Origin of the sequence: Halomonas sp. YLB-10, assembly GCF_003856855.1 — a bacterium.
GTDB classification, from domain to species: Bacteria; Pseudomonadota; Gammaproteobacteria; order Pseudomonadales; family Halomonadaceae; genus Halomonas; species Halomonas litopenaei.
Genome location: NZ_RRCU01000012.1, coordinates 16,284 through 39,147, shown reverse-complemented (window position 1 = coordinate 39,147; position 22,864 = coordinate 16,284). Strand labels below are relative to the sequence as shown.

The 22,864-nt window shown below is 60.9% G+C and carries 33 protein-coding genes; all 33 read right to left on the bottom strand.

Going from position 1 to position 22,864, the window contains the following annotated elements; genetic code table 11:
- Positions 1 to 233: 233 nt before the first annotated feature.
- Complete coding sequence (gene rplQ / locus EBB56_RS21375; protein ID WP_045990838.1) at positions 234 to 623, bottom strand: 50S ribosomal protein L17; 390 nt, start codon at positions 621 to 623, stop codon at positions 234 to 236.
- Between the two features lie 39 nt (positions 624 to 662).
- Positions 663 to 1,661, bottom strand: a complete 999-nt coding sequence (locus EBB56_RS21370; protein ID WP_108133880.1) for a DNA-directed RNA polymerase subunit alpha — start codon at positions 1,659 to 1,661, stop codon at positions 663 to 665.
- 80 nt (positions 1,662 to 1,741) lie between these two features.
- Positions 1,742 to 2,362, bottom strand: a complete 621-nt coding sequence (gene rpsD, locus EBB56_RS21365; protein ID WP_045990840.1) for a 30S ribosomal protein S4 — start codon at positions 2,360 to 2,362, stop codon at positions 1,742 to 1,744.
- A gap of 12 nt (positions 2,363 to 2,374) precedes the next feature.
- Complete coding sequence (gene rpsK, locus EBB56_RS21360) at positions 2,375 to 2,761, bottom strand: 30S ribosomal protein S11 (protein WP_013331014.1); 387 nt, start codon at positions 2,759 to 2,761, stop codon at positions 2,375 to 2,377.
- A gap of 39 nt (positions 2,762 to 2,800) precedes the next feature.
- Complete coding sequence (gene rpsM, locus EBB56_RS21355) at positions 2,801 to 3,157, bottom strand: 30S ribosomal protein S13 (protein WP_045990841.1); 357 nt, start codon at positions 3,155 to 3,157, stop codon at positions 2,801 to 2,803.
- 122 nt (positions 3,158 to 3,279) lie between these two features.
- Entirely contained in the window at positions 3,280 to 3,393 is a 114-nt protein-coding gene (rpmJ, locus tag EBB56_RS21350) for a 50S ribosomal protein L36 (RefSeq protein ID WP_031384759.1), read from the bottom strand.
- Between the two features lie 49 nt (positions 3,394 to 3,442).
- A complete protein-coding gene (secY, locus tag EBB56_RS21345) occupies positions 3,443 to 4,774 on the bottom strand; it encodes a preprotein translocase subunit SecY (protein WP_045990842.1) in 1,332 nt (443 codons plus the stop codon).
- Positions 4,775 to 5,209: a 50S ribosomal protein L15 gene (gene rplO / locus EBB56_RS21340; protein WP_045990843.1), complete on the bottom strand. Its 435-nt coding sequence runs from the start codon at positions 5,207 to 5,209 to the stop codon at positions 4,775 to 4,777.
- Positions 5,210 to 5,212: 3 nt separating this feature from the next.
- Positions 5,213 to 5,395: a 50S ribosomal protein L30 gene (gene rpmD, locus EBB56_RS21335; RefSeq protein ID WP_045990844.1), complete on the bottom strand. Its 183-nt coding sequence runs from the start codon at positions 5,393 to 5,395 to the stop codon at positions 5,213 to 5,215.
- Positions 5,396 to 5,401: 6 nt separating this feature from the next.
- Positions 5,402 to 5,902, bottom strand: coding sequence for a 30S ribosomal protein S5 (rpsE, locus tag EBB56_RS21330; protein ID WP_045990845.1), 501 nt, complete (start codon positions 5,900 to 5,902; stop codon positions 5,402 to 5,404).
- Positions 5,903 to 5,913: 11 nt separating this feature from the next.
- Positions 5,914 to 6,264 (bottom strand): 50S ribosomal protein L18, encoded by a 351-nt coding sequence (gene rplR / locus EBB56_RS21325; RefSeq protein ID WP_045990846.1) that lies wholly within the window; start codon positions 6,262 to 6,264, stop codon positions 5,914 to 5,916.
- Positions 6,265 to 6,273: 9 nt separating this feature from the next.
- Positions 6,274 to 6,804 carry a 50S ribosomal protein L6 gene (gene rplF, locus EBB56_RS21320; protein WP_045990847.1) on the bottom strand — a complete coding sequence of 177 codons (531 nt, stop codon included), beginning with the start codon at positions 6,802 to 6,804 and terminating at the stop codon, positions 6,274 to 6,276.
- Positions 6,805 to 6,813: 9 nt separating this feature from the next.
- A complete protein-coding gene (gene rpsH / locus EBB56_RS21315; protein WP_045990848.1) occupies positions 6,814 to 7,206 on the bottom strand; it encodes a 30S ribosomal protein S8 in 393 nt (130 codons plus the stop codon).
- 32 nt (positions 7,207 to 7,238) lie between these two features.
- Positions 7,239 to 7,544: a 30S ribosomal protein S14 gene (rpsN, locus tag EBB56_RS21310; protein WP_124805279.1), complete on the bottom strand. Its 306-nt coding sequence runs from the start codon at positions 7,542 to 7,544 to the stop codon at positions 7,239 to 7,241.
- Positions 7,545 to 7,554: 10 nt separating this feature from the next.
- Positions 7,555 to 8,094 (bottom strand): 50S ribosomal protein L5, encoded by a 540-nt coding sequence (rplE, locus tag EBB56_RS21305; RefSeq protein ID WP_045990850.1) that lies wholly within the window; start codon positions 8,092 to 8,094, stop codon positions 7,555 to 7,557.
- A gap of 18 nt (positions 8,095 to 8,112) precedes the next feature.
- On the bottom strand, positions 8,113 to 8,430 hold the full coding sequence (rplX, locus tag EBB56_RS21300; protein ID WP_045990851.1) for a 50S ribosomal protein L24: 318 nt from the start codon (positions 8,428 to 8,430) through the stop codon (positions 8,113 to 8,115).
- A 14-nt stretch (positions 8,431 to 8,444) separates the two neighbouring features.
- Positions 8,445 to 8,816, bottom strand: coding sequence for a 50S ribosomal protein L14 (rplN, locus tag EBB56_RS21295; RefSeq protein ID WP_009723896.1), 372 nt, complete (start codon positions 8,814 to 8,816; stop codon positions 8,445 to 8,447).
- A 48-nt stretch (positions 8,817 to 8,864) separates the two neighbouring features.
- Positions 8,865 to 9,125: a 30S ribosomal protein S17 gene (rpsQ, locus tag EBB56_RS21290; protein ID WP_045990852.1), complete on the bottom strand. Its 261-nt coding sequence runs from the start codon at positions 9,123 to 9,125 to the stop codon at positions 8,865 to 8,867.
- 1 nt (position 9,126) lies between these two features.
- Positions 9,127 to 9,318, bottom strand: a complete 192-nt coding sequence (gene rpmC / locus EBB56_RS21285; RefSeq protein WP_045990853.1) for a 50S ribosomal protein L29 — start codon at positions 9,316 to 9,318, stop codon at positions 9,127 to 9,129.
- Entirely contained in the window at positions 9,318 to 9,731 is a 414-nt protein-coding gene (gene rplP / locus EBB56_RS21280) for a 50S ribosomal protein L16 (RefSeq protein ID WP_045990854.1), read from the bottom strand. The genes rpmC and rplP overlap by 1 nt, the downstream gene beginning before the upstream one ends.
- 15 nt (positions 9,732 to 9,746) lie before the next feature.
- The gene (gene rpsC / locus EBB56_RS21275; RefSeq protein WP_045990855.1) at positions 9,747 to 10,445 is read right to left on the bottom strand and encodes a 30S ribosomal protein S3; all 699 of its coding nucleotides are present in this window, start codon (positions 10,443 to 10,445) and stop codon (positions 9,747 to 9,749) included.
- Between the two features lie 11 nt (positions 10,446 to 10,456).
- The gene (gene rplV / locus EBB56_RS21270; protein ID WP_045990856.1) at positions 10,457 to 10,789 is read right to left on the bottom strand and encodes a 50S ribosomal protein L22; all 333 of its coding nucleotides are present in this window, start codon (positions 10,787 to 10,789) and stop codon (positions 10,457 to 10,459) included.
- An 18-nt stretch (positions 10,790 to 10,807) separates the two neighbouring features.
- Entirely contained in the window at positions 10,808 to 11,083 is a 276-nt protein-coding gene (rpsS, locus tag EBB56_RS21265) for a 30S ribosomal protein S19 (RefSeq protein WP_045990857.1), read from the bottom strand.
- Between the two features lie 33 nt (positions 11,084 to 11,116).
- Positions 11,117 to 11,947 carry a 50S ribosomal protein L2 gene (gene rplB, locus EBB56_RS21260; protein WP_108133879.1) on the bottom strand — a complete coding sequence of 277 codons (831 nt, stop codon included), beginning with the start codon at positions 11,945 to 11,947 and terminating at the stop codon, positions 11,117 to 11,119.
- A 17-nt stretch (positions 11,948 to 11,964) separates the two neighbouring features.
- Positions 11,965 to 12,261 (bottom strand): 50S ribosomal protein L23, encoded by a 297-nt coding sequence (gene rplW / locus EBB56_RS21255; protein WP_045990859.1) that lies wholly within the window; start codon positions 12,259 to 12,261, stop codon positions 11,965 to 11,967.
- On the bottom strand, positions 12,258 to 12,866 hold the full coding sequence (gene rplD / locus EBB56_RS21250) for a 50S ribosomal protein L4 (protein ID WP_124805278.1): 609 nt from the start codon (positions 12,864 to 12,866) through the stop codon (positions 12,258 to 12,260). Before rplD ends, rplW begins: the two co-directional genes overlap by 4 nt.
- 14 nt (positions 12,867 to 12,880) lie before the next feature.
- Positions 12,881 to 13,519, bottom strand: a complete 639-nt coding sequence (gene rplC / locus EBB56_RS21245; protein ID WP_045990861.1) for a 50S ribosomal protein L3 — start codon at positions 13,517 to 13,519, stop codon at positions 12,881 to 12,883.
- Positions 13,520 to 13,671: 152 nt separating this feature from the next.
- Positions 13,672 to 13,983, bottom strand: coding sequence for a 30S ribosomal protein S10 (rpsJ, locus tag EBB56_RS21240; RefSeq protein ID WP_045990862.1), 312 nt, complete (start codon positions 13,981 to 13,983; stop codon positions 13,672 to 13,674).
- Between the two features lie 160 nt (positions 13,984 to 14,143).
- Positions 14,144 to 15,337 (bottom strand): elongation factor Tu, encoded by a 1,194-nt coding sequence (gene tuf, locus EBB56_RS21235; RefSeq protein ID WP_045990863.1) that lies wholly within the window; start codon positions 15,335 to 15,337, stop codon positions 14,144 to 14,146.
- A 28-nt stretch (positions 15,338 to 15,365) separates the two neighbouring features.
- Positions 15,366 to 17,486: an elongation factor G gene (gene fusA, locus EBB56_RS21230; protein ID WP_045990864.1), complete on the bottom strand. Its 2,121-nt coding sequence runs from the start codon at positions 17,484 to 17,486 to the stop codon at positions 15,366 to 15,368.
- 30 nt (positions 17,487 to 17,516) lie between these two features.
- Positions 17,517 to 17,987, bottom strand: coding sequence for a 30S ribosomal protein S7 (gene rpsG / locus EBB56_RS21225; protein ID WP_023007554.1), 471 nt, complete (start codon positions 17,985 to 17,987; stop codon positions 17,517 to 17,519).
- A gap of 112 nt (positions 17,988 to 18,099) precedes the next feature.
- Positions 18,100 to 18,474 (bottom strand): 30S ribosomal protein S12, encoded by a 375-nt coding sequence (gene rpsL / locus EBB56_RS21220; protein ID WP_045990865.1) that lies wholly within the window; start codon positions 18,472 to 18,474, stop codon positions 18,100 to 18,102.
- Between the two features lie 148 nt (positions 18,475 to 18,622).
- Entirely contained in the window at positions 18,623 to 22,840 is a 4,218-nt protein-coding gene (gene rpoC / locus EBB56_RS21215) for a DNA-directed RNA polymerase subunit beta' (RefSeq protein ID WP_045990866.1), read from the bottom strand.
- Positions 22,841 to 22,864 lie beyond the last annotated feature (24 nt).

Sequence of the window (22,864 nt, the reverse complement as noted above, 5' to 3'; positions counted from 1 at the left end):
ACCTGAAAGACGTGCTGGCTCGGCTGCCGACCCAGAAGGCCAGCCAGATCCACGAACTCTTGCCGCAGCACTGGAAGCCGGCAGACTGATCACTGAAAGAGGGTGATGCCCGGGCGCTTACGGCCCAGCTTCCGGTCATCATGCCCAAGAGACCCGTCGACAAAACGCAGACATAAAAAAACCGACACCCGGAGGTGTCGGTTTCGCGTCGTGTCGAAGCGCTGTCGAAAGGATTACTCCTCGCCGACGGCCTCTTCTTCAACGACGGGGCGATCGACCAGCTCGACGTAGGCCATGGGGGCGTTATCGCCGGTGCGGAAACCGCACTTGAGAATACGGACGTAACCGCCCGGACGCTCGACGTAACGCGGACCCAGCTCGTTGAAGAGCTTGCCGACCGCTTCCTTCGAGCGGGTACGGCTGAAGGCCAGACGCCGGTTGGCGACGCTGTCTTCCTTGGCCAGGGTGATGAGCGGCTCGATATGACGACGCAGCTCCTTGGCCTTGGGAAGGGTTGTCTTGATCACTTCGTGCTCGACCAGCGACACGCTCATGTTGCGAAACATGGCCTGGCGGTGCGAGCTGGTACGATTGAGGTGACGACCACTCTTACGATGACGCATGGTTGTGATTCCTTACCAAACTGGGACTCGAGCCGACGCTTAGGCGGTGGCCTTGTCGTCCTTCAGGCTAGCCGGCGGCCAATTTTCAAGCCGCATGCCAAGGGACAGACCACGAGCAGCCAACACGTCCTTGATCTCGTTCAAGGACTTCTTGCCGAGGTTCGGGGTCTTCAACAGCTCCACCTCGGTGCGCTGAATCAGATCGCCGATGTAGTAGATATTCTCGGCTTTCAGGCAGTTGGCGCTACGAACGGTCAACTCGAGATCGTCTACGGGGCGCAGCAGGATGGGATCGATATGATCCTCTTCCTCGACCACTTCCTGTTCCTTGTCGGCTTCCAGGTCGACGAACGCTGCCAGCTGCTCTTGCAGGATGGTCGCGCTGCGACGGATCGCCTCTTCCGGATCCAGGGTGCCGTCGGTTTCCAGGTTGATGATCAGCTTGTCGAGGTCGGTGCGCTGTTCGACGCGGGCGGCTTCGACGCTGTAGGAAACGCGGCGCACGGGGCTGAAGGTCGCATCCAGCTGCAGACGGCCGATGGCGCGTGTCTCGTCGTCGGCTTCACTGCGGACATCCGCAGGCTCATAGCCGCGACCACGGGCCACCTTCAGCTGCATCTTGAGCTCGGCGCCTTCATTGACGTGGGCGATGACGTGCTCGGGGTTGACCACTTCGACGTCGTGATCGACGGCGATGTCACCAGCGGTGACGACGGCCGGGCCCTGCTTGTTCAGCGAGAGCATCGCCTCGTCGCGGCTGTGCATCTTGATCGCCACGTCCTTGAGGTTCAGGAGGATTTCGATGACATCTTCCTGGACACCCTCGATCGCGCTGTACTCATGGTCGACACCAGCGATCTCGGTCTCCACCACGGCGCAGCCGGGCATGGACGAGAGCAGGATACGACGCAGAGCATTGCCCAACGTGTGGCCGAAGCCACGCTCGAACGGCTCGAGCACGATCTTTGCGTGGTGTGCGCTGATCTCTTCGACCTTGATGTCGCGAGGACGGAGAAACTCTGTCACTGAACGCTGCATATGAACACCTTTCAGGCTGCCAAACGAATACTCGGTAATAACCGCCGCCCTCCCGGAGGAGGGCGGCGCGGACGGACCGCTTACTTCGAGTACAGCTCGACGATCAGTTGCTCGTTGATGTCGGCAGTCAGGTCACCGCGCTCAGGCAGGGCCTTGAAGGTGCCTTCCATCTTCTTGGCGTCGAGTTCGATCCAGGCCACGTCGCCACGGTTGGCGGCGATGCTCAGGGCGTTCTGGATACGCGCCTGTTGCTTGGCCTTTTCACGAACGGATACCACGTCGCCGGGCTTGACCTGGTAGGAGGCCACGTTGACGGTCTTGCCGTTGACGGCAATCGCTTTGTGGCTTACCAGCTGACGAGCCTCGGAGCGAGTGGCGCCAAAGCCCATGCGGTAGACGACGTTGTCCAGTCGGGACTCAAGCAGCTGCAGCAACAACTCACCGGTCGCACCCTTCAGGCGGGCGGCTTCCTTGTAGTAGTTGCGGAACTGCTTTTCGAGTACGCCGTACATGCGACGTACTTTCTGCTTCTCGCGAAGCTGCAAGCCGTAGTCGGAAAGACGCTGACGGCGCTGGCCGTGCACACCCGGAATCTGTTCGGATTTGCACTTTTTCTCGAAGGGAGTGACACCGCTCTTGAGGAAGAGGTCGGTACCTTCCCGGCGAGACAGTTTGCACTTCGGTCCAATGTAACGAGCCATGAATCTGTCTCCTTAAACGCGGCGTTTCTTCGGCGGACGGCAGCCATTGTGGGGAATGGGCGTCGCGTCGGTGATGCTTTGCACGCGGAAGCCGGCGGCGTTGAGTGCACGCACGGCGGATTCACGGCCAGGACCGGGGCCCTTGACCAGCACGTCGACGTTTTTCACACCATACTCGGCTGCAGCAGTTGCTGCACGCTCGCTTGCCACTTGAGCAGCGAACGGGGTGCTCTTGCGAGAACCACGAAAACCCGAACCACCGGCTGTCGCCCAGGAAAGAGCGTTGCCCTGGCGGTCTGTGATCGTAATGATCGTGTTGTTAAAAGAGGCATGGATATGCGCAACGGCATCCACTACCTGCTTTTTAACCTTTTTACGGTTGCTACGCGGGTTAGCCATGTTGATGTCAATTCCTGTCTTTACGCCAGAACGTGCGTGTTATTTGCGGATCGGCTTACGCGGTCCCTTACGGGTACGCGCGTTGGTCTTGGTGCGCTGACCGCGCATCGGAAGACCACGACGATGACGCAGACCACGGTAGCAACCCAAGTCCATGAGACGCTTGATGTTCAGCGTCACATCACGACGAAGGTCGCCTTCAACGGTATACTTGCCGACTTCACTACGCAGGCTGTCGATCTCTTCAGATGACAGATCCTGGATCTTGGTGGTCGGCGCGATGCCGGTCGCTTCACAGATTTCCTGTGCGCGAGTACGGCCAATCCCGAAGATGTAGGTCAGCGAGATCGCCGCATGCTTGTTGTCCGGGATATTGACGCCTGCAATACGGGCCATCAGCTTACTCCGAAGTTTGAGCGGCTTGCTCGGTTAATCAACTACAAAAGGCGCAATAGCATACCCCCTTCCCGTCATTAGGGCAAGGGGTATGCCAGCACCCGGTTCAATTCAGGCCAGGATTAACCCTGGCGCTGCTTGTGCCGCGGCTCGGTGCAGATGACGCGAACAGCGCCATTGCGACGAATGATCTTGCAATTGCGGCACATTTTCTTCACGGAAGCTCGAACTTTCATCGTTCTCTCCAAAATCGGCTTGCGGCGTGCCAAATCGGCCTGCGGCGCCTTAGCGCATGATGCCGCCGCTACCGTAGCCTTTCAGGTTGGACTTCTTCATCACCGACTCATACTGGTGCGACATGAGGTGCGACTGCACCTGGGCCATGAAGTCCATGATGACCACGACCACGATCAGCAGCGAGGTACCGCCAAAGAAGAACGGCACGTTCCACGCTACGATCAGGAACTGGGGCATCAGGGAAACCGCAGTGATGTAGAGAGCGCCGAACAGGGTCAGACGAGTCATGACCTTGTCGACATAACGAGCGGTCTGCTCGCCAGGACGAATCCCCGGCAGGAAGGCACCCGACTTCTTGAGGTTGTCGGCCACATCCTTGGGGTTGAAGACCAGCGCTGTGTAAAAGAAGCAGAAGAATACCACCGCCGCCGCGAAAAGCAAGATATAAAGGGGCTGACCTGGGGCCAACGCCTGGGACGCGCGCTGCAACCATTCCATGCCGTCGCCCGCACCTACCCACTGACCGAGGGAGGCGGGGAACAACAGGATGCTCGAGGCAAAGATGGCCGGAATGACACCCGCCATGTTGACCTTGAGCGGCAGGTAGCTGCTCTGCCCTGCATACATCTTGTTGCCTACCTGGCGGCGCGGGTAGTTCACCGTAATCCGGCGCTGGCCGCGTTCGATGAACACGACGAACGCCACGGTGGCGATACCCAGAAGGCTAAGCGCCAACAGCGGCAACACATTCCACGCGCCCTCGTTGCGGGCAAGCTCGAAGGCTTGAGCCACAGCTCCGGGCAGGCCGGCGACGATACCCGCGAAGATCAGCAGCGAAATGCCGTTGCCGATGCCCTTCTCGGTGATCTGCTCACCCAGCCACATCAAGAACACCGCGCCACTCACGAAGGTGATGATCGCGGTGAAATAGAAGCTGAGATCGGCCGTATAGGCAATGCCTTGGCTGGCCAGACCCACGGACATGCCGGTGGCCTGAACCAGGGCCAGCACCACCGTGCCGTAGCGCGTGTACTGGCTGATCTTGCGGCGGCCGCTCTCGCCCTCCTTCTTCAACTGCTCGAGGTGGGGCGAGACGGCGGTCAGGAGCTGCATGATGATCGACGCCGAGATGTACGGCATGATGCCGAGGGCGAGGATACTCATGCGCTCCAGGGCACCGCCCGAGAACATGTTGAACATGCCCAGGATGGTGCCCTGCTGCTCCCTGAACAAGGCAGCAAGCTGGTCAGGATTGATACCGGGAACGGGTATGTGGGCACCGATACGGTAGACCACGATGGCGAGGAGCACGAAGCGCAAACGCGCCCACAGTTCACTCAGACCGCTGCCCATCGCCGGCATGTTTCCTGACTTGGCCATTTAGTCCTCTACCTTGCCACCGGCGGCTTCGATCGCTGCGCGGGCACCCTTGGTGACCCGCAGACCGCGAACGGTGACCGCCTTGTTCAGATCGCCGGAAAGGATCACCTTCGCATGCTGCGTGGAATCCTTCAGCACATTGGCTTCCTTGAGGCTTTCCAGAGTGACTTCGTCACCCGCGACCTTGGCCAGCTCGGCCAGGCGGACTTCCTCGGAAACCAAAGACTTGGCGGAGGTGAAACCAAACTTCGGCAGACGACGCTGCAGGGGCATCTGACCGCCCTCGAAGCCGGGCTTCACGCTGCCACCGCTGCGCGACTTCTGGCCCTTGTGGCCACGGCCGCCGGTCTTGCCCAGACCGGAACCGATGCCACGACCGACGCGCTTTTCAGCGTGCTTGGAGCCCGGTGCCGGGCTCAGGCTGTTAAGTTTCATGGATTACTCTCCCTCAACACGCACAAGGTAGTTGACCTTGTGGATCATGCCGCGAACGGCAGGGGTGTCTTCCAGTTCAACCGTGTGACCGATGCGGCGCAGGCCGAGGCCCTTCATGGTGGCCTTGTGCTTGGCCAACGTGCCGATGGTGCTGCGGGTCTGGGTAACCTTGATCGTAGCTGCCATGGTGTATTACCCCGTGATCGCTTCGACTGAGAGACCGCGCTTGGCGGCCACGTCTTCCGGCGACTGCATGGAAGCCAGGCCATTCACGGTCGCACGGACCACGTTCACCGGATTGGTGGAGCCATAGCACTTGGCCAGGACGTTGTGCACGCCGGCCAATTCCAGCACGGAGCGCATGGCGCCGCCGGCGATGATACCAGTACCGTCAGAGGCCGGCTGCATGTACACCTTGGAGGCGCCATGACGAGCCTTGACCGGATACTGGAGGGTACCGCCGACCAGGTTCACCTTGATCATGTTGCGGCGCGCCTGGTCCATCGCCTTCTGAATCGCGACCGGCACTTCACGTGCCTTGCCACGACCGAAGCCGACGCGACCGTTACCGTCGCCCACGACAGTCAGAGCGGTGAAGCCGAAAATACGGCCACCCTTGACCACCTTGGCGACACGGTTGACCTGCACGAGCTTTTCCTGCAGATCGCCGTTTTGCTGTTCGTTCTTCGCCATCGTAAAACCCTTTAGAATTCCAGGCCGCCTTCACGTGCGGCGTCGGCCAGGGCCTTCACACGACCGTGGTACTTGAAGCCAGCGCGGTCGAAGGCCACCTGGGTGATGCCCGCTTCCTTGGCGCGTTCAGCGATCAGCGCACCAACTTTGGCTGCGGCGTCTGCATTGCCGGTCGAACCCTCGCGCAGGCTCTTGTCCAGCGTGGAAGCGCTGGCCAGGACCTTGCCACCATCCGGCGAGATAATCTGCGCGTAGATGTGACGGGGGGTACGATTGACGCACAGGCGAGACACGCCCAGCTCGCGGATCTTCGCGCGAGCGCGGCGGGCACGACGGAGACGAGATTCTTTCTTCGCGTTCATAACCCTGCCTTACTTCTTCTTGGCTTCTTTACGGCGGACCTGCTCATCCGCGTAACGCACACCCTTGCCCTTGTAGGGTTCAGGCGGACGGAAAGCGCGGATTTCCGCTGCGACCTGGCCGAGCTTCTGCTTGTCCGCGCTCTTCAGCACGATGACGGTGTTCTTCGGCGTTTCCGCCGTGACACCTTCAGGCAGTTGATAGTCGACCGGGTGAGAGAAGCCCAGTGTCAGGTTGAGCGTCTGGCCTTTCGCTTGAGCGCGATAACCGACGCCGATGATTTCGAGAGACTTGGTAAAGCCCTCGGACACGCCGGTGACCAGGTTCTGAACCAGGGCACGGGTGGTGCCGACCATGGCCCAGCTCTTAGCAGATTTGCTCGGCTGGAAGGTCAGCTGGCCATCTTCCTGCGCGACCACGACATCGTCGTGAACGGGCATGGAGAGGGTGCCCTGACCGCCTTTGGCGGTCAGCGTGGCGCCGTCGATCTTGACCTCGACGCCAGCGGGCACTTTAACCGGATATTTGGCTACGCGGGACATTCCAAACTCCTAGAATACGGTGCAGAGGACTTCGCCGCCGACACCAGCCTGACGCGCGGCACGATCTGTCATCACACCCTTGGAGGTGGTGACGATCGCGACACCCAGGCCATCGGCGACCTTCGGCAGCGCATCCTTGCCCTTGTAACTACGCAGGGACGGCTTGGAAACCCGCTGCAGATGCTCGATGACCGGCTTGCCTTCGAAGTACTTGAGGCTGACGGTCAGCTCGGGCTTGGCTGATTCGCTCACGGCGAAGTCAGTGATGTAACCCTCTTCTTTCAGCACGCGGGCCACTTCAACCTTGATCTTGGAGGACGGCATGGTGACCGTCTCCTTGGTGGCCTGCTGCGCATTGCGGATACGGGTAAACATATCCGCCAGAGTGTCTTGCATGCTCATTTAACTTGCGCTCCTGATGATTCTACGTGGCGTTACCAGCTGGACTTCTTCAGTCCGGGCACGTCGCCACGCATGGCGGCTTCACGCAGCTTGTTACGGCCAAGGCCGAACTTGTTGTAGTAGCCGTGCGGACGGCCAGTCACGCGGCAGCGGTTACGCTGACGCACGGGGCTGGAGTCACGCGGCAGCGACTGCAACTTCAGCTGCGCATCGAAGCGCTCCTCATCGGAGCTGTTCACGTCCTGGATGATCGCCTTGAGCTCAGCACGCTTGGCAGCATACTTCTCAACCAGTTGCGCGCGCTTCAGTTCACGCTCAATCATGCTCTTCTTTGCCATGATCCCACCCCTATTTCTTGAACGGGAAGTTCAGTGCACTCAAGAGCGCACGACCTTCGTCATCGGTGTTGGCAGTGGTGGTGATGGTGACATCCAGACCACGAATCCGGTCGATCTTATCATACTCGATCTCCGGGAAGATGATCTGCTCACGCACCCCCATGCTGTAGTTGCCACGACCGTCGAAGGACTTCGGGTTGAGACCACGGAAGTCACGAACGCGGGGGATCGCGATATTCACCAGGCGATCGAGGAAGTCCCACATGCGCTCACTGCGCAGTGTGACCTTCACGCCGATCGGCCAGCCTTCACGCACCTTGAAGCCCGCGATGGACTTACGTGCCTTGGTCACCATCGGCTTCTGACCGGAGAGCTTCTCCAGGTCGCCGACGGCAGCGTCGATCAGCTTTTTATCGCTGGTCGCTTCGCCGATACCCATGTTCAGAGTCACCTTGGTGATCCGGGGTACCTGCATAACGTTGGCGTAGCTGAACTGCTCTTTCAGTTGAGCCACCACCTCGTTTTGATAACGTTCTTTCAAGTTCGCCATTTTGCTACCCGACTCGCGTTAGGCGTCGATCTGCGCTTGCGTCGACTTGTAGATACGTACCTTGGTACCGTCTTCCTTGATCTGGAAGCCGACGCGATCCGCCTTACCGGTCTCCTGATTGAAGATGGCTACGTTGGACGCGTGAATCGGAGCCTCGCGCTCGACGATACCGCCCTGATTGCCGGCCATGGGGTTCGGCTTGGTGTGACGCTTGATCATGTTCACACCCGCTACCACGAACCGCTCGTCCTTGAGGACGCGCTTCACGGTACCGCGCTTACCCTTGTCCTTGCCGGCGATGACGATCACTTCATCATCACGTTTGATCTTTTGCATGTCGCCTCGCTCCCTTACAGCACTTCAGGCGCTAAGGAAATGATCTTCATGAACTTCTCGTTGCGAAGTTCACGCGTCACCGGCCCGAAGATACGGGTACCGATCGGCTGCTCGTTGGTGTTGTTCAACAAGACGGCCGCATTTCCATCGAAGCGAATCAGCGAACCGTCGCTACGACGGACGCCACTGCGGGTCCGGACAACTACCGCTTTCAGCACCTGGCCTTTCTTGACCTTGCCGCGCGGAATAGCTTCCTTCACCGTGACCTTGATGACGTCACCAACGCGAGCGTAGCGGCGGTGTGAACCACCCAGCACCTTGATGCACTGCACCCGGCGCGCTCCGCTGTTGTCGGCGACATCCAGCATTGTCTGAGTCTGAATCATCGGTTTTCTCCAAACCTAAACTGACTGCACGAGGTTAAGGCCGTGGCCTTAACCCTTGGCCTGTTCGACAACCTCGACCAGGGTCCAGGCCTTCTTCTTGGACAGCGGACGGCATTCCTGGATGGATACCGTGTCACCGGCCTTGGCCTGGTTGGTCTCGTCGTGGGCGTGCAGCTTGGTGGAGCGCTTAACGTATTTGCCGTAGATCGGGTGGCGCTCACGACGCTCGATCATTACAACGATGGACTTGTCCATCTTGTCGCTCACCACCTTGCCGGTGAGCGTACGGGCTTTTTTCTCTTCGGCCATCTCAGACACCTGCCTTCTCGTTGAGCACAGTCTTCACGCGGGCGATATCCCGACGAACCTGCTTGAGCAGATGAGTCTGGCTCAGCTGGCCGGTGGCCTTCTGCATGCGCAGGTTGAACTGCTCGCGGAGGAGTTCGAGGAGCTGCTCATTGAGCTGCTCGGCGGACTTTTCACGAATTTCCTGGGCTTTCATCACATCACCGTCCGTTTCACAAAGGTGGTGGAGACCGGGAATTTCTGGGCGGCCAGTGCGAAAGCTTCGCGGGCCAGTTCCTCGGAAACGCCTTCGATCTCGTAAAGGACACGACCGGGCTGGATCTGTGCGACCCAGTACTCGACGGAGCCCTTACCTTTACCCATCCGGACTTCCAGGGGCTTCTTGGAAATCGGCTTGTCCGGGAAGACACGGATCCAGATCTTGCCGCCACGCTTGACGTGACGGGTGATGGCACGACGGCCAGCTTCGATCTGACGGGCGGTGACACGACCGCGGCCGGTGGCCTTGAGGCCGAACTCGCCGAAGCTCACTTTGCTTCCGCGATGCGCCAGGCCACGGTTGCGGCCCTTCTGCACCTTACGGAATTTTGTACGCTTGGGTTGTAACATCGAATCGCTCTCCCCTTACCTGGAACCTTTCTTCTTGGAGGGCGCTGCCTGGCTCTGCTTCGCCTTGGCGCGGACCTCCTCGATGCCCCCGAGGATTTCACCCTTGAAGACCCAGACCTTGACACCGATGATGCCGTAGGTGGTCTTTGCTTCGTAGGTGGCGTAATCGATGTCCGCACGCAGGGTATGCAGCGGAACACGACCTTCGCGGTACCACTCGGTGCGGGCAATTTCCGCGCCGCCGAGGCGACCGGAGAGCTGCACCTTGATGCCGCCAGCGCCCAGACGCATGGCGTTCTGGACAGCGCGCTTCATGGCGCGACGGAACATCACACGGCGCTCGAGCTGGCCGGCAATGTTCTGTGCGACGAGCTGAGCATCCAGCTCGGGCTTGCGAACTTCCTCGATGTTGACGTGAACAGGCACGCCCATCATCTCGGTGACGTCGCGACGCAGGCGATCGACATCTTCGCCCTTCTTGCCAATCACGATGCCCGGACGGGCAGTGTGAATGGTGATGCGCGCGTTGTTCGCGGGACGCTCGATGGTGATCTTGCTAACGGAGGCGTTTTTCAGACGCTCTTCCAGGAAGCTACGCACCGCGAGGTCGTTGTTGAGCTTATCGGCATAGGCGCCGCGCTCGGCGTACCAGACAGAGGTATGGTCTTTGACGATACCCAGTCGGATGCCTGTCGGATTGACTTTCTGACCCATCTGGTCGACTCCTACTTCTCGGCTACCTTGACGGTGATGTGGCAAGTGCGCTTCAAAATGCGATCCGCACGGCCTTTGGCGCGCGGACGGATGCGCTTGAGCGTCGTACCCTCATCGACACAGATGGTCGAGACGCGCAGCTCGTCGATGTCCATGCCGTTATTTTCTTCCGCATTCGCGATGGCGGACTGCAGCACCTTCTTGACCAGCTTGGCCGCCTTCTTCGGTGAGAAGGTCAGCAGGTCGATTGCTTCGGCGACAGGCTTACCGCGCACCTGATCAGCCACCAAACGGGCCTTCTGGGCGGATAAACTGGCGCCACGCAGCTTTGCTGTGACTTCCATCTCTTAATCCTCTCTGGCTTACCGTTTGGCTTTCTTATCCGCCGCATGGCCGCGATAGGTGCGGGTAGCAGCGAATTCGCCCAGCTTGTGGCCAACCATTTCCTCGGAGACGTGCACCGGGACGTGTTGGCGACCGTTATGGACTGCAATGGTGAGCCCGACCATGTTGGGCAGGACCATTGAACGACGCGACCAGGTCTTGATCGGTTTGCGATCGTTCTTTTCCGCTGCAGTCTCAACCTTTTTCAGCAGATGAAGGTCTACAAAAGGACCTTTCTTCAGTGAACGTGGCACAGCCGTTACCTCTTAATGTCTTGGCGTGGGATCTTAACCGCGAGCCTTGCGGCGGCGGACGATCAGCTTGTCGGTGCGCTTGTTCTTGCGGGTCTTGTGGCCCTTGGTGGGCATACCCCACGGGGACACCGGATGACGACCACCGCTGGTGCGGCCTTCACCACCACCGTGCGGGTGATCCACCGGGTTCATCGCGACACCGCGAACAGTCGGGCGCACACCTCTCCAGCGCTTTGCACCGGCCTTGCCAAGTTGACGCAGGCTGTGCTCGGAATTGCTCACCTCACCCAGGGTCGCGCGGCACTCGGCCAGCACCTTGCGCATCTCGCCGGAGCGCAGACGCAGGGTGGCGTAGTTGCCTTCACGAGCCACCAGCTGGGCGCTGGTACCGGCGCTGCGTGCGATCTGAGCACCCTTGCCAGGCTTCAGTTCGATGCAGTGCACCGTGGAACCCAGCGGGATGTTGCGCAGCGGCAGTGCGTTGCCCTTCTTGATCGGCGCATTGACGCCGGACTCGAGGCGATCACCGGCACTCACGCCCTTGGGGGCGATGATGTAGCGACGCTCACCGTCGATGTACTTCAGCAGCGCGATGTGGGCGCTACGGTTCGGGTCATGCTCCAGGCGCTCGACGATGGCCGGAACGCCATCCTTGGTGCGCTTGAAGTCGATGATCCGATAGTGGTTGCGATGACCACCGCCGACGTGGCGAGTGGTGATGCGACCCTGGTTGTTACGACCACCGGACTTGGACTGCTTCTCGAGCAACGGCGCGTAAGCGCGGCCCTTGTACAGTTCCTCACCAACAATCTTGACGACGTGGCGACGACCGGCGGATGTGGGTTTTGTCTTGACGATTGCCATGATCCGTACTCCTGCCTTTACTCGGCGCCAGAGAAGTCTTCAAGCGTCTCGCCGGCGGCCAGTGTCACGTACGCCTTGCGATAACCCTTGCGCATACCAACACCATGCGCGGTGCGCTTGGTCTTGCCCTTCACGTTCAGAACAGAAACGCGGTCGACCTTCTTGCCGAACAGCTCCTGGACGGCAGCCTTGATCTCGGGCTTGGTTGCGTCACTCGCCACCTTGAACACGTACTGGTTACGCTCGGCGGCCATGGCGGCCTTCTCGGTCACGTGCGGACCAAGCAGAACCTTGAATACACGCTCCTGGTTCATGCCAGCTTCTCCTCGAATTTGCGCAGTGCGGAGACGGTAGCCAGGACCTTTTCGAAGGCGACCAGGCTGACCGGGTCGGCGGCGGCGACGTCCACCACATCCACGTTGGGGATGTTGCGGGCTGCCAGGTACAGGTTCTCGTCGACTTCTTCGGTGACGATCAGCACCTTCTCCAGGCCCAGGTCGGAAAGCTTGGCGACCAGCTGCTTGGTTTTGGGTGACTCGACAGAGAAGGCATCAACGGCAACAAGACGCTCCTGACGGACCAGCTCGGACAGAATCGAGCGCATGGCCGCACGGTACATCTTGCGGTTGACCTTCTGGGAGTGGTCCTGCGGACGGGCCGCGAAGGTCACACCACCGCTGCGCCAGATCGGCGAGCGGATGGTACCGGCGCGAGCGCGACCGGTGCCCTTCTGGCGCCACGGCTTCTTGCCGCCGCCACGGACGTCGGAGCGGTTCTTCTGGGCGCGGGTGCCCTGACGACCACCAGCCAGATAGGCGGTGACGACCTGGTGCACGAGCGCTTCGTTGAATTCTTTGCCAAAGGTAGCGTCGGACAGCTCAACGGTCCCGGCGCTTGCACCTGCAAGATTCAGATTCATTGGAAAGTTCCCCTTCAGCCAGCTTTGACGGCGCTGCGCACGATGACATCACTGCCGGTAGCACCAGGAACGGCGCCTTTGATCAGCAGCAGGTTGCGCTCGGCATCGACACGGACGATTTCCAGGCTCTGAACGGTGCAACGTGCGTTGCCCATCTGGCCGGCCATCTTCTTGCCCTTGAACACGCGGCCCGGGGTCTGGCACATGCCGATGGAACCCGGAGCACGGTGGGACAGAGAGTTACCGTGGCTGTTGTCCTGGGTACGGAAGTTCCAGCGCTTCACTGCGCCCTGGAAGCCCTTACCCTTGGAGGTGCCGGTCACGTCAACGCTTTGACCAGCTTCGAAGAGGGATACGGTGAGTTCGCCGCCCACTTCCGGAGCTTCGTCGCCTTCGCTCAGGCGGAACTCCATCAGGGAACGACCAGCCTCGACACCTGCCTTGGCGTACAGGCCAGCTTGGGCCTTGGACAGATGCTTGGCTTTGCGGGAGCCGGTTGTCACCTGGACCGCGGCGTAGCCGTCGGATTCGACAGACTTCACGCAGGTCACGCGGTTGGGATCAACCTCGATAACGGTTACGGGCACAGACGCGCCGTCTTCGGTGAAGACACGGGTCATGCCGGCCTTCCTACCGACCAAACCGATAGTCATGCTTAGTCTCCTTTAGTGTACGGGGCTATCACCCGCTATGGCTGCCCTTTCCAGAGCATTCCACTAGCACGTTGTGTAACGCCATCCCGGCGTGGCGGCTGCTGAACCTCTACTGGATGAGAGGGACGCTGGGCCGCGAGTGTCTAGTGATATCAGTCGAGCTTGATTTGCACGTCCACGCCAGCGGCGAGGTCGAGCTTCATCAGGGCATCAACGGTCTTCTCGGTCGGCTCGACGATGTCGAGCACACGCTTGTGGGTACGAATCTCGTACTGATCACGGGCGTCCTTGTTCACGTGCGGGGAAACCAGCACGGTGTAACGCTCGCGATTGGTCGGCAGAGGAATCGGACCACGAACCTGGGCGCCGGTACGCTTGGCGGTTTCAACAATCTCCGCGGCGGACTGGTCGATCAGGCGATGGTCGAAAGCCTTCAACCGAATGCGAATCTTCTGGTTCTGCATTTGCCCTAACTCCAATGGAACTTGACGGCGCGAGCCGTCAACCCACGCATTCAAAGGATGCGCATTATATGCGCCGCGCCATCGAGAGTCAAACCCTCAATGACGATGCGCAGAAAAGGGGGCTCCTTGCGGAGCCCCCTTCGGTGATCACCGGTCTGATTTAGACCAGGATCTTGGCCACGACGCCAGCGCCGACGGTACGGCCGCCTTCGCGGATGGCGAAGCGCAGACCTTCGTCCATGGCGATCGGAGCGATCAGGTTGACGACCATCTGGACGTTGTCGCCCGGCATGACCATCTCGACGCCTTCCGGCAGTTCACAGGTACCGGTGATGTCGGTGGTACGGAAGTAGAACTGCGGACGGTAGCCCTTGAAGAACGGAGTGTGACGACCACCCTCGTCCTTGCTCAGCACGTACACTTCCGCCTCGAACTGGGTGTGCGGAGTGATGGTGCCCGGCTTGGCCAGAACCTGACCACGCTCGACTTCGTCACGCTTGGTACCACGCAGCAGGGCACCGACGTTCTCGCCAGCACGACCTTCGTCGAGCAGCTTACGGAACATCTCGACACCGGTAACGGTAGTCTTGGTGGTGTCCTTGATACCAACGATCTCGATCTCTTCGCCCGGCTTGACGATGCCGCGCTCGACACGACCGGTCACAACGGTACCGCGACCAGAGATGGAGAACACGTCTTCGATCGGCATCAGGAACGGCTGGTCGACAGCACGCTCCGGCTCGGGGATGTAAGCATCCAGAGCCTTGATCAGGTTGGCAACGGCGGTAGTACCCATGCCGTTGTCGTCCTTGCCTTCCAGAGCCATCAGGGCAGAGCCGGTGATGATCGGAGTGTCGTCGCCCGGGAAGTCGTACTCGGACAGAAGTTCACGAACTTCCATCTCGACCAGCTCGAGCAGCTCTTCGTCGTCGACCATGTCGGCCTTGTTCAGGAACACGACGATGAACGGAACGCCAACCTGACGAGACAGCAGGATGTGCTCGCGAGTCTGCGGCATGGGGCCGTCAGCAGCGGAACAGACCAGGATAGCGCCGTCCATCTGGGCAGCACCGGTGATCATGTTCTTGACGTAGTCAGCGTGTCCCGGGCAGTCGACGTGAGCGTAGTGACGCTCCTCGGACTGATACTCGACGTGAGAGGTGGCGATGGTGATACCACGCTCACGCTCTTCCGGAGCATTGTCGATGGTGTCGAACTCACGCCAGTCACCGCCGAACACCTCGGCAGAAACGCGAGTCAGGGCCGCCGTCAGGGTAGTCTTGCCGTGGTCGACGTGACCGATGGTGCCGACGTTGACGTGCGGTTTGGAACGTTCGAATTTTTCCTTAGCCACTGCTATGACCTCTTTCGTTAGCTAACGGTTAACCGTTCTGGTTGATGACGGCTTCAACGACGCTGGACGGCGCCTCTTCGTAGTCCGCAAACTCCATGGTGTAGCTTGCGCGGCCCTGGGTCTGAGAGCGCAGGTCGGTTGCGTAACCGAACATCTCAGCCAGCGGCACGGTGGCGCGAATGACCTTGCCGGAGGAAGAGTCATCCATACCCTGGACCAGGCCCCGGCGGCGGTTCAGGTCGCCCATGACGTCACCCATGAATTCTTCAGGGGTCACGACCTCGACCTTCATCACCGGCTCGAGCAGAACTGCCTTGGCCTTGGGAGCGCCTTGCTTGATCGCCATGGAAGAGGCGACCTTGAACGCGGTCTCGTTGGAGTCCACGTCGTGGTAGGAACCGTCGAACAGCGTTACCTTGACGTCGATCATCGGGTAGCCCGCGATGACACCGTTCTGGAGCTGCTCATAGGCCCCTTTCTCGACGGCCGGCACGTATTCCTTCGGAACCACGCCGCCGACGATCTCGGAAGCGAACTTGAAGTGCATCTCTTCGTCGTCGCCCTTGTCTTCGGCCGTCAACGGCTCGATGCGCAGGTGTACGTGACCGTACTGACCGCGACCACCGGACTGACGAACGAACTTGCCTTCCTGCTCGACGCTCTGACGAATCGTCTCACGGTAGGCCACCTGCGGCTTGCCGATGTTCGCCTCGACCTTGAACTCGCGACGCATGCGGTCAACGATGATGTCGAGGTGAAGCTCGCCCATGCCGGAGATGATGGTCTGGCCAGTCTCTTCGTCGGTCTTGACCTGGAAGGACGGATCTTCCTGGGCCAGCTTGCCCAGTGCAATACCCATCTTTTCCTGGTCAGCCTTGGACTTCGGCTCCACGGCCACGGAGATAACCGGATCCGGAAACTCCATGCGCTCGAGAACGATCTTGTCGTTCAGGTCGCACAGGGTATCACCGGTGGTCACGTCCTTCAGGCCGATACAGGCGGCGATGTCGCCGGCCAGAACTTCCTTGATCTCCTCGCGCGAGTTGGAGTGCATCTGGACGATACGACCGACGCGCTCCTTCTTCTGCTTGACGGAGTTGTAGACGCTGTCGCCTGACTTCAGCACGCCGGAGTAGACGCGGATGAAGGTCAGGGTGCCAACGAAGGGGTCGGTCGCGATCTTGAACGCCAGCGCGGCGAAAGGCGCACTGTCATCGGCCTCACGGGTCGCGATGGTGCCGTCCTTGTCGTCGAGCTCACCTTCGATCGCCTTGACCTCGGTGGGAGACGGCATGTACTCGATGACGCCATCGAGAACGGCCTGAACGCCCTTGTTCTTGAACGCAGAGCCACAAGTGACCAGCACGATCTCGTTGTCGAGGGTACGACGACGCAGACCAGCCTTGATCTCGTCGTTGGTCAGCTCGCCCTCTTCGAGGTACTTGTCCATCAGCTCTTCGGACGCCTCGGCGGCGGCCTCGACCATCTGCTCGCGATACTCTTCGGCGGTCTCCTGGAGCTCCGCCGGGATATCGACGAGGTCGTAGTTCATCCCGAAGTTGTCTTCATCCCACAGGATGGCCTTCATCTGGATGAGGTCGATGACGCCCTTGAACTCGTCCTCGGAGCCCCAGTTGATCTGGATCGGCACGACGTTGGCGCCGAGACGATCCTTCAGCTGGTTGACGACCATGAAGAAGTCAGCGCCGCTGCGGTCCATCTTGTTGACGAACACCATGCGCGGAACTTCGTACTTGTTGGCCTGGCGCCAGACGGTCTCGGTCTGCGGCTGCACACCGGAGGAGCCACACAGCACGACGACGGCACCGTCAAGCACACGCAGGGAACGTTCGACTTCGATGGTGAAGTCAACGTGTCCAGGGGTGTCGATGATGTTGATGCGGTGCTCATCGAACTGCTTGTTCATGCCCTGCCAGAAGCAGGTGGTCGCCGCGGAGGTGATGGTGATACCACGCTCCTGCTCCTGCTCCATCCAGTCCATGGTGGCGGCGCCCTCATGGACCTCACCGACCTTGTGGGACAGACCGGTGTAGAACAGGACACGCTCGGTAGTAGTCGTCTTACCGGCGTCGACGTGGGCCACGATACCGATATTGCGGTAACGCTTAAGCGGAGTCTTGCGAGCCACGATGTAACTCCCGTTGGTTGGCGATGCGCTTTAGAAGCGGTAGTGAGAGAAGGCCTTGTTGGCTTCTGCCATGCGATGCACGTCTTCACGCTTCTTGACTGCCGAACCCTTGCCTTCGGCTGCATCCAGCATTTCGCCAGCCAGACGCTGCACCATGGTCTTCTCGCCACGACGGCGAGCGGCGTCCACCAGCCAGCGCATGGCAAGCGCCTGGCGGCGGGACGGACGGACTTCGACCGGCACCTGATAGGTCGCACCGCCGACGCGGCGAGACTTCACCTCGACCATGGGCTGGATGGTTTCCAGCGCCTTGTCGAAGATTTCCAGCGGCTCTTCATTGGAACGCTCGGCAACCCTGTCCAGCGCACCATAGACGATACGCTCAGCTACGGACTTCTTGCCGCTGATCATCAGGTGGTTCATGAACTTGGCCAGACGCTCGGATCCGAACTTGGGATCCGGCAGAATCTCGCGCTTGGCCGCAACTCTTCTTCTAGGCATGATAAGCCCTCGGTTGAAGGGTCCTTCAGGTAAACCCGAGACTCGCGCTTGGCGGCTCGACCTTACTCTTATCAGACCGGGTCAAACTTGGTAATGGAAAGCGACGCAGCCCTTAGGACTTCGGACGCTTGGTGCCGTACTTGGAACGGCCCTGACGACGGTTCTGGACACCGGAGGTGTCGAGAGCGCCGCGAACGGTGTGATAACGCACACCCGGAAGGTCCTTTACTCGACCGCCACGAATCAGGACCACAGAGTGCTCCTGGAGGTTGTGGCCTTCACCGCCGATGTAAGAGGACACCTCGTAGCCGTTGGTCAGGCGCACACGGCAGACCTTCCGCAGTGCGGAGTTCGGCTTCTTCGGGGTGGTGGTGTAGACGCGGGTGCAGACGCCGCGCTTCTGCGGGCAGGCCTGAAGCGCAGGCACGTCGGTCTTCGCGGCCTGACGCTTGCGCGGCTTGCGCACGAGCTGATTAATCGTTGCCATAGCTGTTAGCTGACTCCAATGGGTTGCCTAAGCCTTTTCACAGTGGCGCGGATACACCCACCCCACTGTTAAAGGCTGCGCATTCTACTGGCTGATGCCAAGGCGCGTCAAGCCCGGAGCCGCAAAGGCTCCAGGCTTTTTGCCGACATCAGATCTCGTCGTCGTCCGAGTCCAGCGCGGTGAGCTGGGCGCCCAGCTCCTGCTCGACGTCGTAGGCCGACGGCTGGAGCAGTCGCTCGGTGTCTTCACGCTTGCGACGACGCTCCTCGTGGTGGGTCAGACCGGTACCGGCCGGGATCAGACGTCCCACCACCACGTTTTCCTTCAGGCCGCGCAGGTAGTCGCGCTTGCCGGTGACCGCCGCTTCGGTCAGCACGCGGGTCGTCTCCTGGAAGGAGGCCGCAGAGATGAACGACTCGGTGGCCAGGCTGGCCTTGGTGATACCCAGCAGCAGGCGCTGGTACTTGGCCGGGAACTTGTCGTTGGCCTGGAGCACGGCATTCTGCTCCAGCACACGGACCAGCTCGACCTGATCACCCGGAATAAAGTCGGAGTCACCGGCGTCGGTGATCTCGACCTTGCGCAGCATCTGACGCACGATCACTTCGATGTGCTTGTCGTTGATGCCAACGCCCTGCAGACGGTAGACGTCCTGCACCTCGGCCACGATGTACTTGGCCAGCTCGGCGATGCCGAGCAGTCGCAGGATGTCGTGCGGGTTGCTCGGACCATCCGAGATCACCTCGCCCTTCTCGACCGTCTCGCCCTCGAACACCGCGATCTGACGCCACTTGGGAATCAGCATCTCGAAGGGGTCGCCTTCGGACGGGGTGATGGTCAGACGACGCTTGCCCTTGGTTTCCTTGCCGAAGCTGATCACACCGCTGATCTCGGCCAGGATGGACGGCTCCTTCGGCTTGCGCGCCTCGAACAGGTCGGCGACGCGCGGCAGACCACCGGTGATGTCCTTGTTGCCGGACGCCTCCACCGGGATACGCGCGACGATCTCACCGATGCCGATGGACGAGCCATTGTCGACGGTGACGATCGCCTTGCCGGGCAGCGGGTACTGCACCGGAGTGTCGCTGCCGGAGACGGTCACCGGCTTGCCGGCGGCGTCGTTGAGCATGATCATCGGGCGCTTGTCGCGACCGGCCATCGGCCGCGCCGCGGACTCGATGATCTCGATCGAGGACAGACCGGTCATCTCGTCGACGCTGCGGTGCATGGTCAGGCCTTCGTCCATGTCGACGTAGTGCACCTGGCCTTCCGCTTCGGCGACGATCGGGTGGGTGTGCGGATCCCACTTGGCCACGGCCTGGCCGGGATCGACCGCATCACCGTCACGCACCGAAAGCTCGGCACCGTAAGGCAGCTTGTAGTACTCACGCTCGCGGCCATGCTCGTCGGCCACCGCCAGGGCGCTGGAGCGCGACACCACGACCAGCTTGCCGTCGGCGCGTTCCACGTACTTGATGTTGTGCAGGCGCACCTTGCCGCCATGCTTGACCTGGACGCTGTCCACCGCAGAGGCCCGCGAGGCGGCACCACCGATGTGGAAGGTACGCATGGTCAGCTGGGTACCCGGCTCACCGATGGACTGGGCGGCGATGACGCCGGCCGACTCACCGATGTTGACCTGGTGGCCGCGGGCCAGATCGCGCCCGTAACAGGACGAACACACACCGTGACTGGTTTCACAGGTGATGGTGCTGCGCACGATGATCTCGTCGACGCCCATGGTGTCGAGTTGCTCGCACCAGGCCTCGTCCAGCAGGGTGCCACGCGGAATCAGCACTTCGTCGGTGCTCGGGTCGATGACGTCCTGAGCGACCACTCGGCCGAGTACACGCTGGGCCAGCGAGACGATGATGTCGCCGCCTTCGATGACCGGGTGCAGGGTCAGGCCACGCTCGGTGCCACAGTCGACCTCGGTGATGACCACGTCCTGGGCGACGTCGACCAGACGACGGGTCAGGTAACCGGAGTTGGCGGTCTTCAGGGCGGTATCCGCCAGACCCTTACGCGCACCGTGGGTCGAGATGAAGTACTGGAGTACGTTCAGACCTTCACGGAAGTTGGCGACGATCGGGGTCTCGATGATCGAGCCATCCGGCTTGGCCATCAGACCACGCATACCCGCCAGCTGGCGGATCTGGGCGGCGCTACCACGGGCACCGGAGTCGGCCATGATGAACACGCTGTTGAAGGAGTCCTGTTCGACTTCCTTGCCTTCGCGGTCGATCACGGTCTCCTTGGAGATGCCCGCCATCATCGCCTTGGCGACCTGGTCGTTGGCACGCGCCCAGATATCGATGACCTTGTTGTACTTCTCGCCCGCGGTCACCAGACCGGAGGAGAACTGGTCCTCGATTTCCTTGACCTCTTCCTCGGCCGCCTCGACGATCTCGGCCTTGGCGTCCGGGATGACGAAGTCGTTGACGCCGATGGAGGCGCCGGACCAGGTGGCCAGACGGAAGCCGGTGTACATCAGCTGGTCGGCGAAGATGACCGCGGCCTTGAGACCGGCGCGACGATACACTTCGTTGATCAGCTTCGAGATGGCCTTCTTCTTCATGGCCTGGTCGACCAGATCGAAGGGCACCCCTTGCGGCAGGATGCGGAACAGCAGCGCACGGCCGACGGTGGTGTCACGCAGACGGCGGTGCTCGGAGCGCTCGCCGGTCTCTTCGTCGATGTCGACCTCGTCCAGGCGCACCTTGACGCGGGCGTGCAGCGACACGTTCTGGGTGCCGAAGGCGCGCTCGACCTCGTTGAGGTCGGAGAACACCATGCCCTCGCCCTTGGCGTTGATGCGCTCGCGGGTCATGTAGTACAGACCCAGCACCACGTCCTGGGACGGCACGATGATCGGCTCGCCGTTGGCCGGTGACAGCACGTTGTTGGTGGCCATCATCAGCGCGCGCGCTTCGAGCTGGGCTTCCAGCGTCAGCGGCACGTGCACGGCCATCTGGTCACCGTCGAAGTCGGCGTTGTAGGCGGCACACACCAGCGGGTGCAGCTGGATCGCCTTGCCTTCGATCAACAGCGGCTCGAACGCCTGGATACCGAGACGGTGCAGGGTCGGGGCGCGGTTCAAAAGCACCGGGTGCTCGCGGATGACGTCGGCGAGGATGTCCCACACCTCCGGCAGCTCGCGCTCGACCATCTTCTTGGCGGCCTTGATGGTGGACGCCTGGCCGCTGGCCTGCAGCTTGGAGTAGATGAACGGCTTGAACAGCTCAAGCGCCATCTTCTTGGGCAGACCGCACTGGTGCAGACGCAGGGTCGGGCCCACGGTGATGACCGAGCGGCCGGAGTAGTCGACGCGCTTACCCAGCAGGTTCTGACGGAAACGCCCCTGCTTGCCCTTGATCATGTCGGCCAGCGACTTCAACGGACGCTTGTTGGAGCCGGTGATGGCGCGACCGCGACGACCGTTGTCGAGCAGCGCATCGACGGACTCCTGCAGCATGCGCTTCTCGTTGCGCACGATGATGTCCGGCGCATTGAGGTCGAGCAGACGCTTCAAGCGGTTGTTGCGGTTGATCACGCGACGGTACAGATCGTTGAGATCCGAGGTCGCGAAGCGGCCGCCATCCAGCGGTACCAGCGGACGCAGGTCCGGCGGCAGCACGGGCAGCACTTCCATCACCATCCACGCCGGATCGTTGCCGGAGCCCTGGAAGGCTTCGAGCAGCTTCAGACGCTTGGACAGCTTCTTGATCTTGGTCTCGGAGTTGGTCTGCGGGATCTCTTCGCGCAGACGCTCGATCTCTTCCTCGAGATCGATATCCTTGAGCATCGCCTGGACGGCCTCGGCACCCATACGGGCGTCGAAGTCATCGCCGAACTCCTCGAGGGCCTCGAAGTACTGCTCGTCGTTGAGCAGCTGGCCACGCTCAAGGGTGGTCATGCCGGGATCGACGACCATGAAGCTCTCGAAATAGAGCACGCGCTCGATGTCGCGCAGGGTCATGTCCATCAGCATGCCGATGCGAGACGGCAGCGACTTCAGAAACCAGATGTGGGCGACCGGACTTGCCAGCTCGATGTGCCCCATGCGCTCGCGGCGCACGGCGGCCTTGGTGACTTCGACGCCGCACTTTTCGCAGATGATGCCGCGGTGCTTCATGCGCTTGTACTTGCCGCACAGGCACTCGTAGTCCTTCACCGGACCGAAGATCTTGGCGCAGAACAGGCCATCACGCTCGGGCTTGAAAGTCCGGTAGTTGATGGTCTCCGGCTTCTTGACCTCGCCAAAGGACCAGGAGCGGATCATGTCCGGCGACGCGAGCGTGATCTTGATCGCGTCGAACTCGTCGGACTGTGACTGCGATTTGAGGACTTTCACCAAATCTTTCATTAGGTCGGCTCCGTTGCGGAGTTG

Excerpts from the sequence above, each read along its gene's own strand:
- rplQ (WP_045990838.1), bottom strand. The coding sequence starts at position 623 with ATGCGTCATCGTAAGAGTGGTCGTCACCTCAATCGTACCAGCTCGCAC.
- EBB56_RS21370 (WP_108133880.1), bottom strand. The coding sequence starts at position 1,661 with ATGCAGCGTTCAGTGACAGAGTTTCTCCGTCCTCGCGACATCAAGGTC.
- rpsD (WP_045990840.1), bottom strand. The coding sequence starts at position 2,362 with ATGGCTCGTTACATTGGACCGAAGTGCAAACTGTCTCGCCGGGAAGGT.
- rpsK (WP_013331014.1), bottom strand. The coding sequence starts at position 2,761 with ATGGCTAACCCGCGTAGCAACCGTAAAAAGGTTAAAAAGCAGGTAGTG.
- rpsM (WP_045990841.1), bottom strand. The coding sequence starts at position 3,157 with ATGGCCCGTATTGCAGGCGTCAATATCCCGGACAACAAGCATGCGGCG.
- rpmJ (WP_031384759.1), bottom strand. The coding sequence starts at position 3,393 with ATGAAAGTTCGAGCTTCCGTGAAGAAAATGTGCCGCAATTGCAAGATC.
- secY (WP_045990842.1), bottom strand. The coding sequence starts at position 4,774 with ATGGCCAAGTCAGGAAACATGCCGGCGATGGGCAGCGGTCTGAGTGAA.
- rplO (WP_045990843.1), bottom strand. The coding sequence starts at position 5,209 with ATGAAACTTAACAGCCTGAGCCCGGCACCGGGCTCCAAGCACGCTGAA.
- rpmD (WP_045990844.1), bottom strand. The coding sequence starts at position 5,395 with ATGGCAGCTACGATCAAGGTTACCCAGACCCGCAGCACCATCGGCACG.
- rpsE (WP_045990845.1), bottom strand. The coding sequence starts at position 5,902 with ATGGCGAAGAACGAACAGCAAAACGGCGATCTGCAGGAAAAGCTCGTG.
- rplR (WP_045990846.1), bottom strand. The coding sequence starts at position 6,264 with ATGAACGCGAAGAAAGAATCTCGTCTCCGTCGTGCCCGCCGCGCTCGC.
- rplF (WP_045990847.1), bottom strand. The coding sequence starts at position 6,804 with ATGTCCCGCGTAGCCAAATATCCGGTTAAAGTGCCCGCTGGCGTCGAG.
- rpsH (WP_045990848.1), bottom strand. The coding sequence starts at position 7,206 with ATGAGCATGCAAGACACTCTGGCGGATATGTTTACCCGTATCCGCAAT.
- rpsN (WP_124805279.1), bottom strand. The coding sequence starts at position 7,544 with ATGGCAAAGAAGAGCATGATTGAGCGTGAACTGAAGCGCGCGCAACTG.
- rplE (WP_045990850.1), bottom strand. The coding sequence starts at position 8,094 with ATGGCGAACTTGAAAGAACGTTATCAAAACGAGGTGGTGGCTCAACTG.
- rplX (WP_045990851.1), bottom strand. The coding sequence starts at position 8,430 with ATGCAAAAGATCAAACGTGATGATGAAGTGATCGTCATCGCCGGCAAG.
- rplN (WP_009723896.1), bottom strand. The coding sequence starts at position 8,816 with ATGATTCAGACTCAGACAATGCTGGATGTCGCCGACAACAGCGGAGCG.
- rpsQ (WP_045990852.1), bottom strand. The coding sequence starts at position 9,125 with ATGGCCGAAGAGAAAAAAGCCCGTACGCTCACCGGCAAGGTGGTGAGC.
- rpmC (WP_045990853.1), bottom strand. The coding sequence starts at position 9,318 with ATGAAAGCCCAGGAAATTCGTGAAAAGTCCGCCGAGCAGCTCAATGAG.
- rplP (WP_045990854.1), bottom strand. The coding sequence starts at position 9,731 with ATGTTACAACCCAAGCGTACAAAATTCCGTAAGGTGCAGAAGGGCCGC.
- rpsC (WP_045990855.1), bottom strand. The coding sequence starts at position 10,445 with ATGGGTCAGAAAGTCAATCCGACAGGCATCCGACTGGGTATCGTCAAA.
- rplV (WP_045990856.1), bottom strand. The coding sequence starts at position 10,789 with ATGGAAGTCACAGCAAAGCTGCGTGGCGCCAGTTTATCCGCCCAGAAG.
- rplB (WP_108133879.1), bottom strand. The coding sequence starts at position 11,947 with ATGGCAATCGTCAAGACAAAACCCACATCCGCCGGTCGTCGCCACGTC.
- rplW (WP_045990859.1), bottom strand. The coding sequence starts at position 12,261 with ATGAACCAGGAGCGTGTATTCAAGGTTCTGCTTGGTCCGCACGTGACC.
- rplD (WP_124805278.1), bottom strand. The coding sequence starts at position 12,866 with ATGAATCTGAATCTTGCAGGTGCAAGCGCCGGGACCGTTGAGCTGTCC.
- rplC (WP_045990861.1), bottom strand. The coding sequence starts at position 13,519 with ATGACTATCGGTTTGGTCGGTAGGAAGGCCGGCATGACCCGTGTCTTC.
- rpsJ (WP_045990862.1), bottom strand. The coding sequence starts at position 13,983 with ATGCAGAACCAGAAGATTCGCATTCGGTTGAAGGCTTTCGACCATCGC.
- rpsG (WP_023007554.1), bottom strand. The coding sequence starts at position 17,987 with ATGCCTAGAAGAAGAGTTGCGGCCAAGCGCGAGATTCTGCCGGATCCC.
- rpsL (WP_045990865.1), bottom strand. The coding sequence starts at position 18,474 with ATGGCAACGATTAATCAGCTCGTGCGCAAGCCGCGCAAGCGTCAGGCC.
- rpoC (WP_045990866.1), bottom strand. The coding sequence starts at position 22,840 with ATGAAAGATTTGGTGAAAGTCCTCAAATCGCAGTCACAGTCCGACGAG.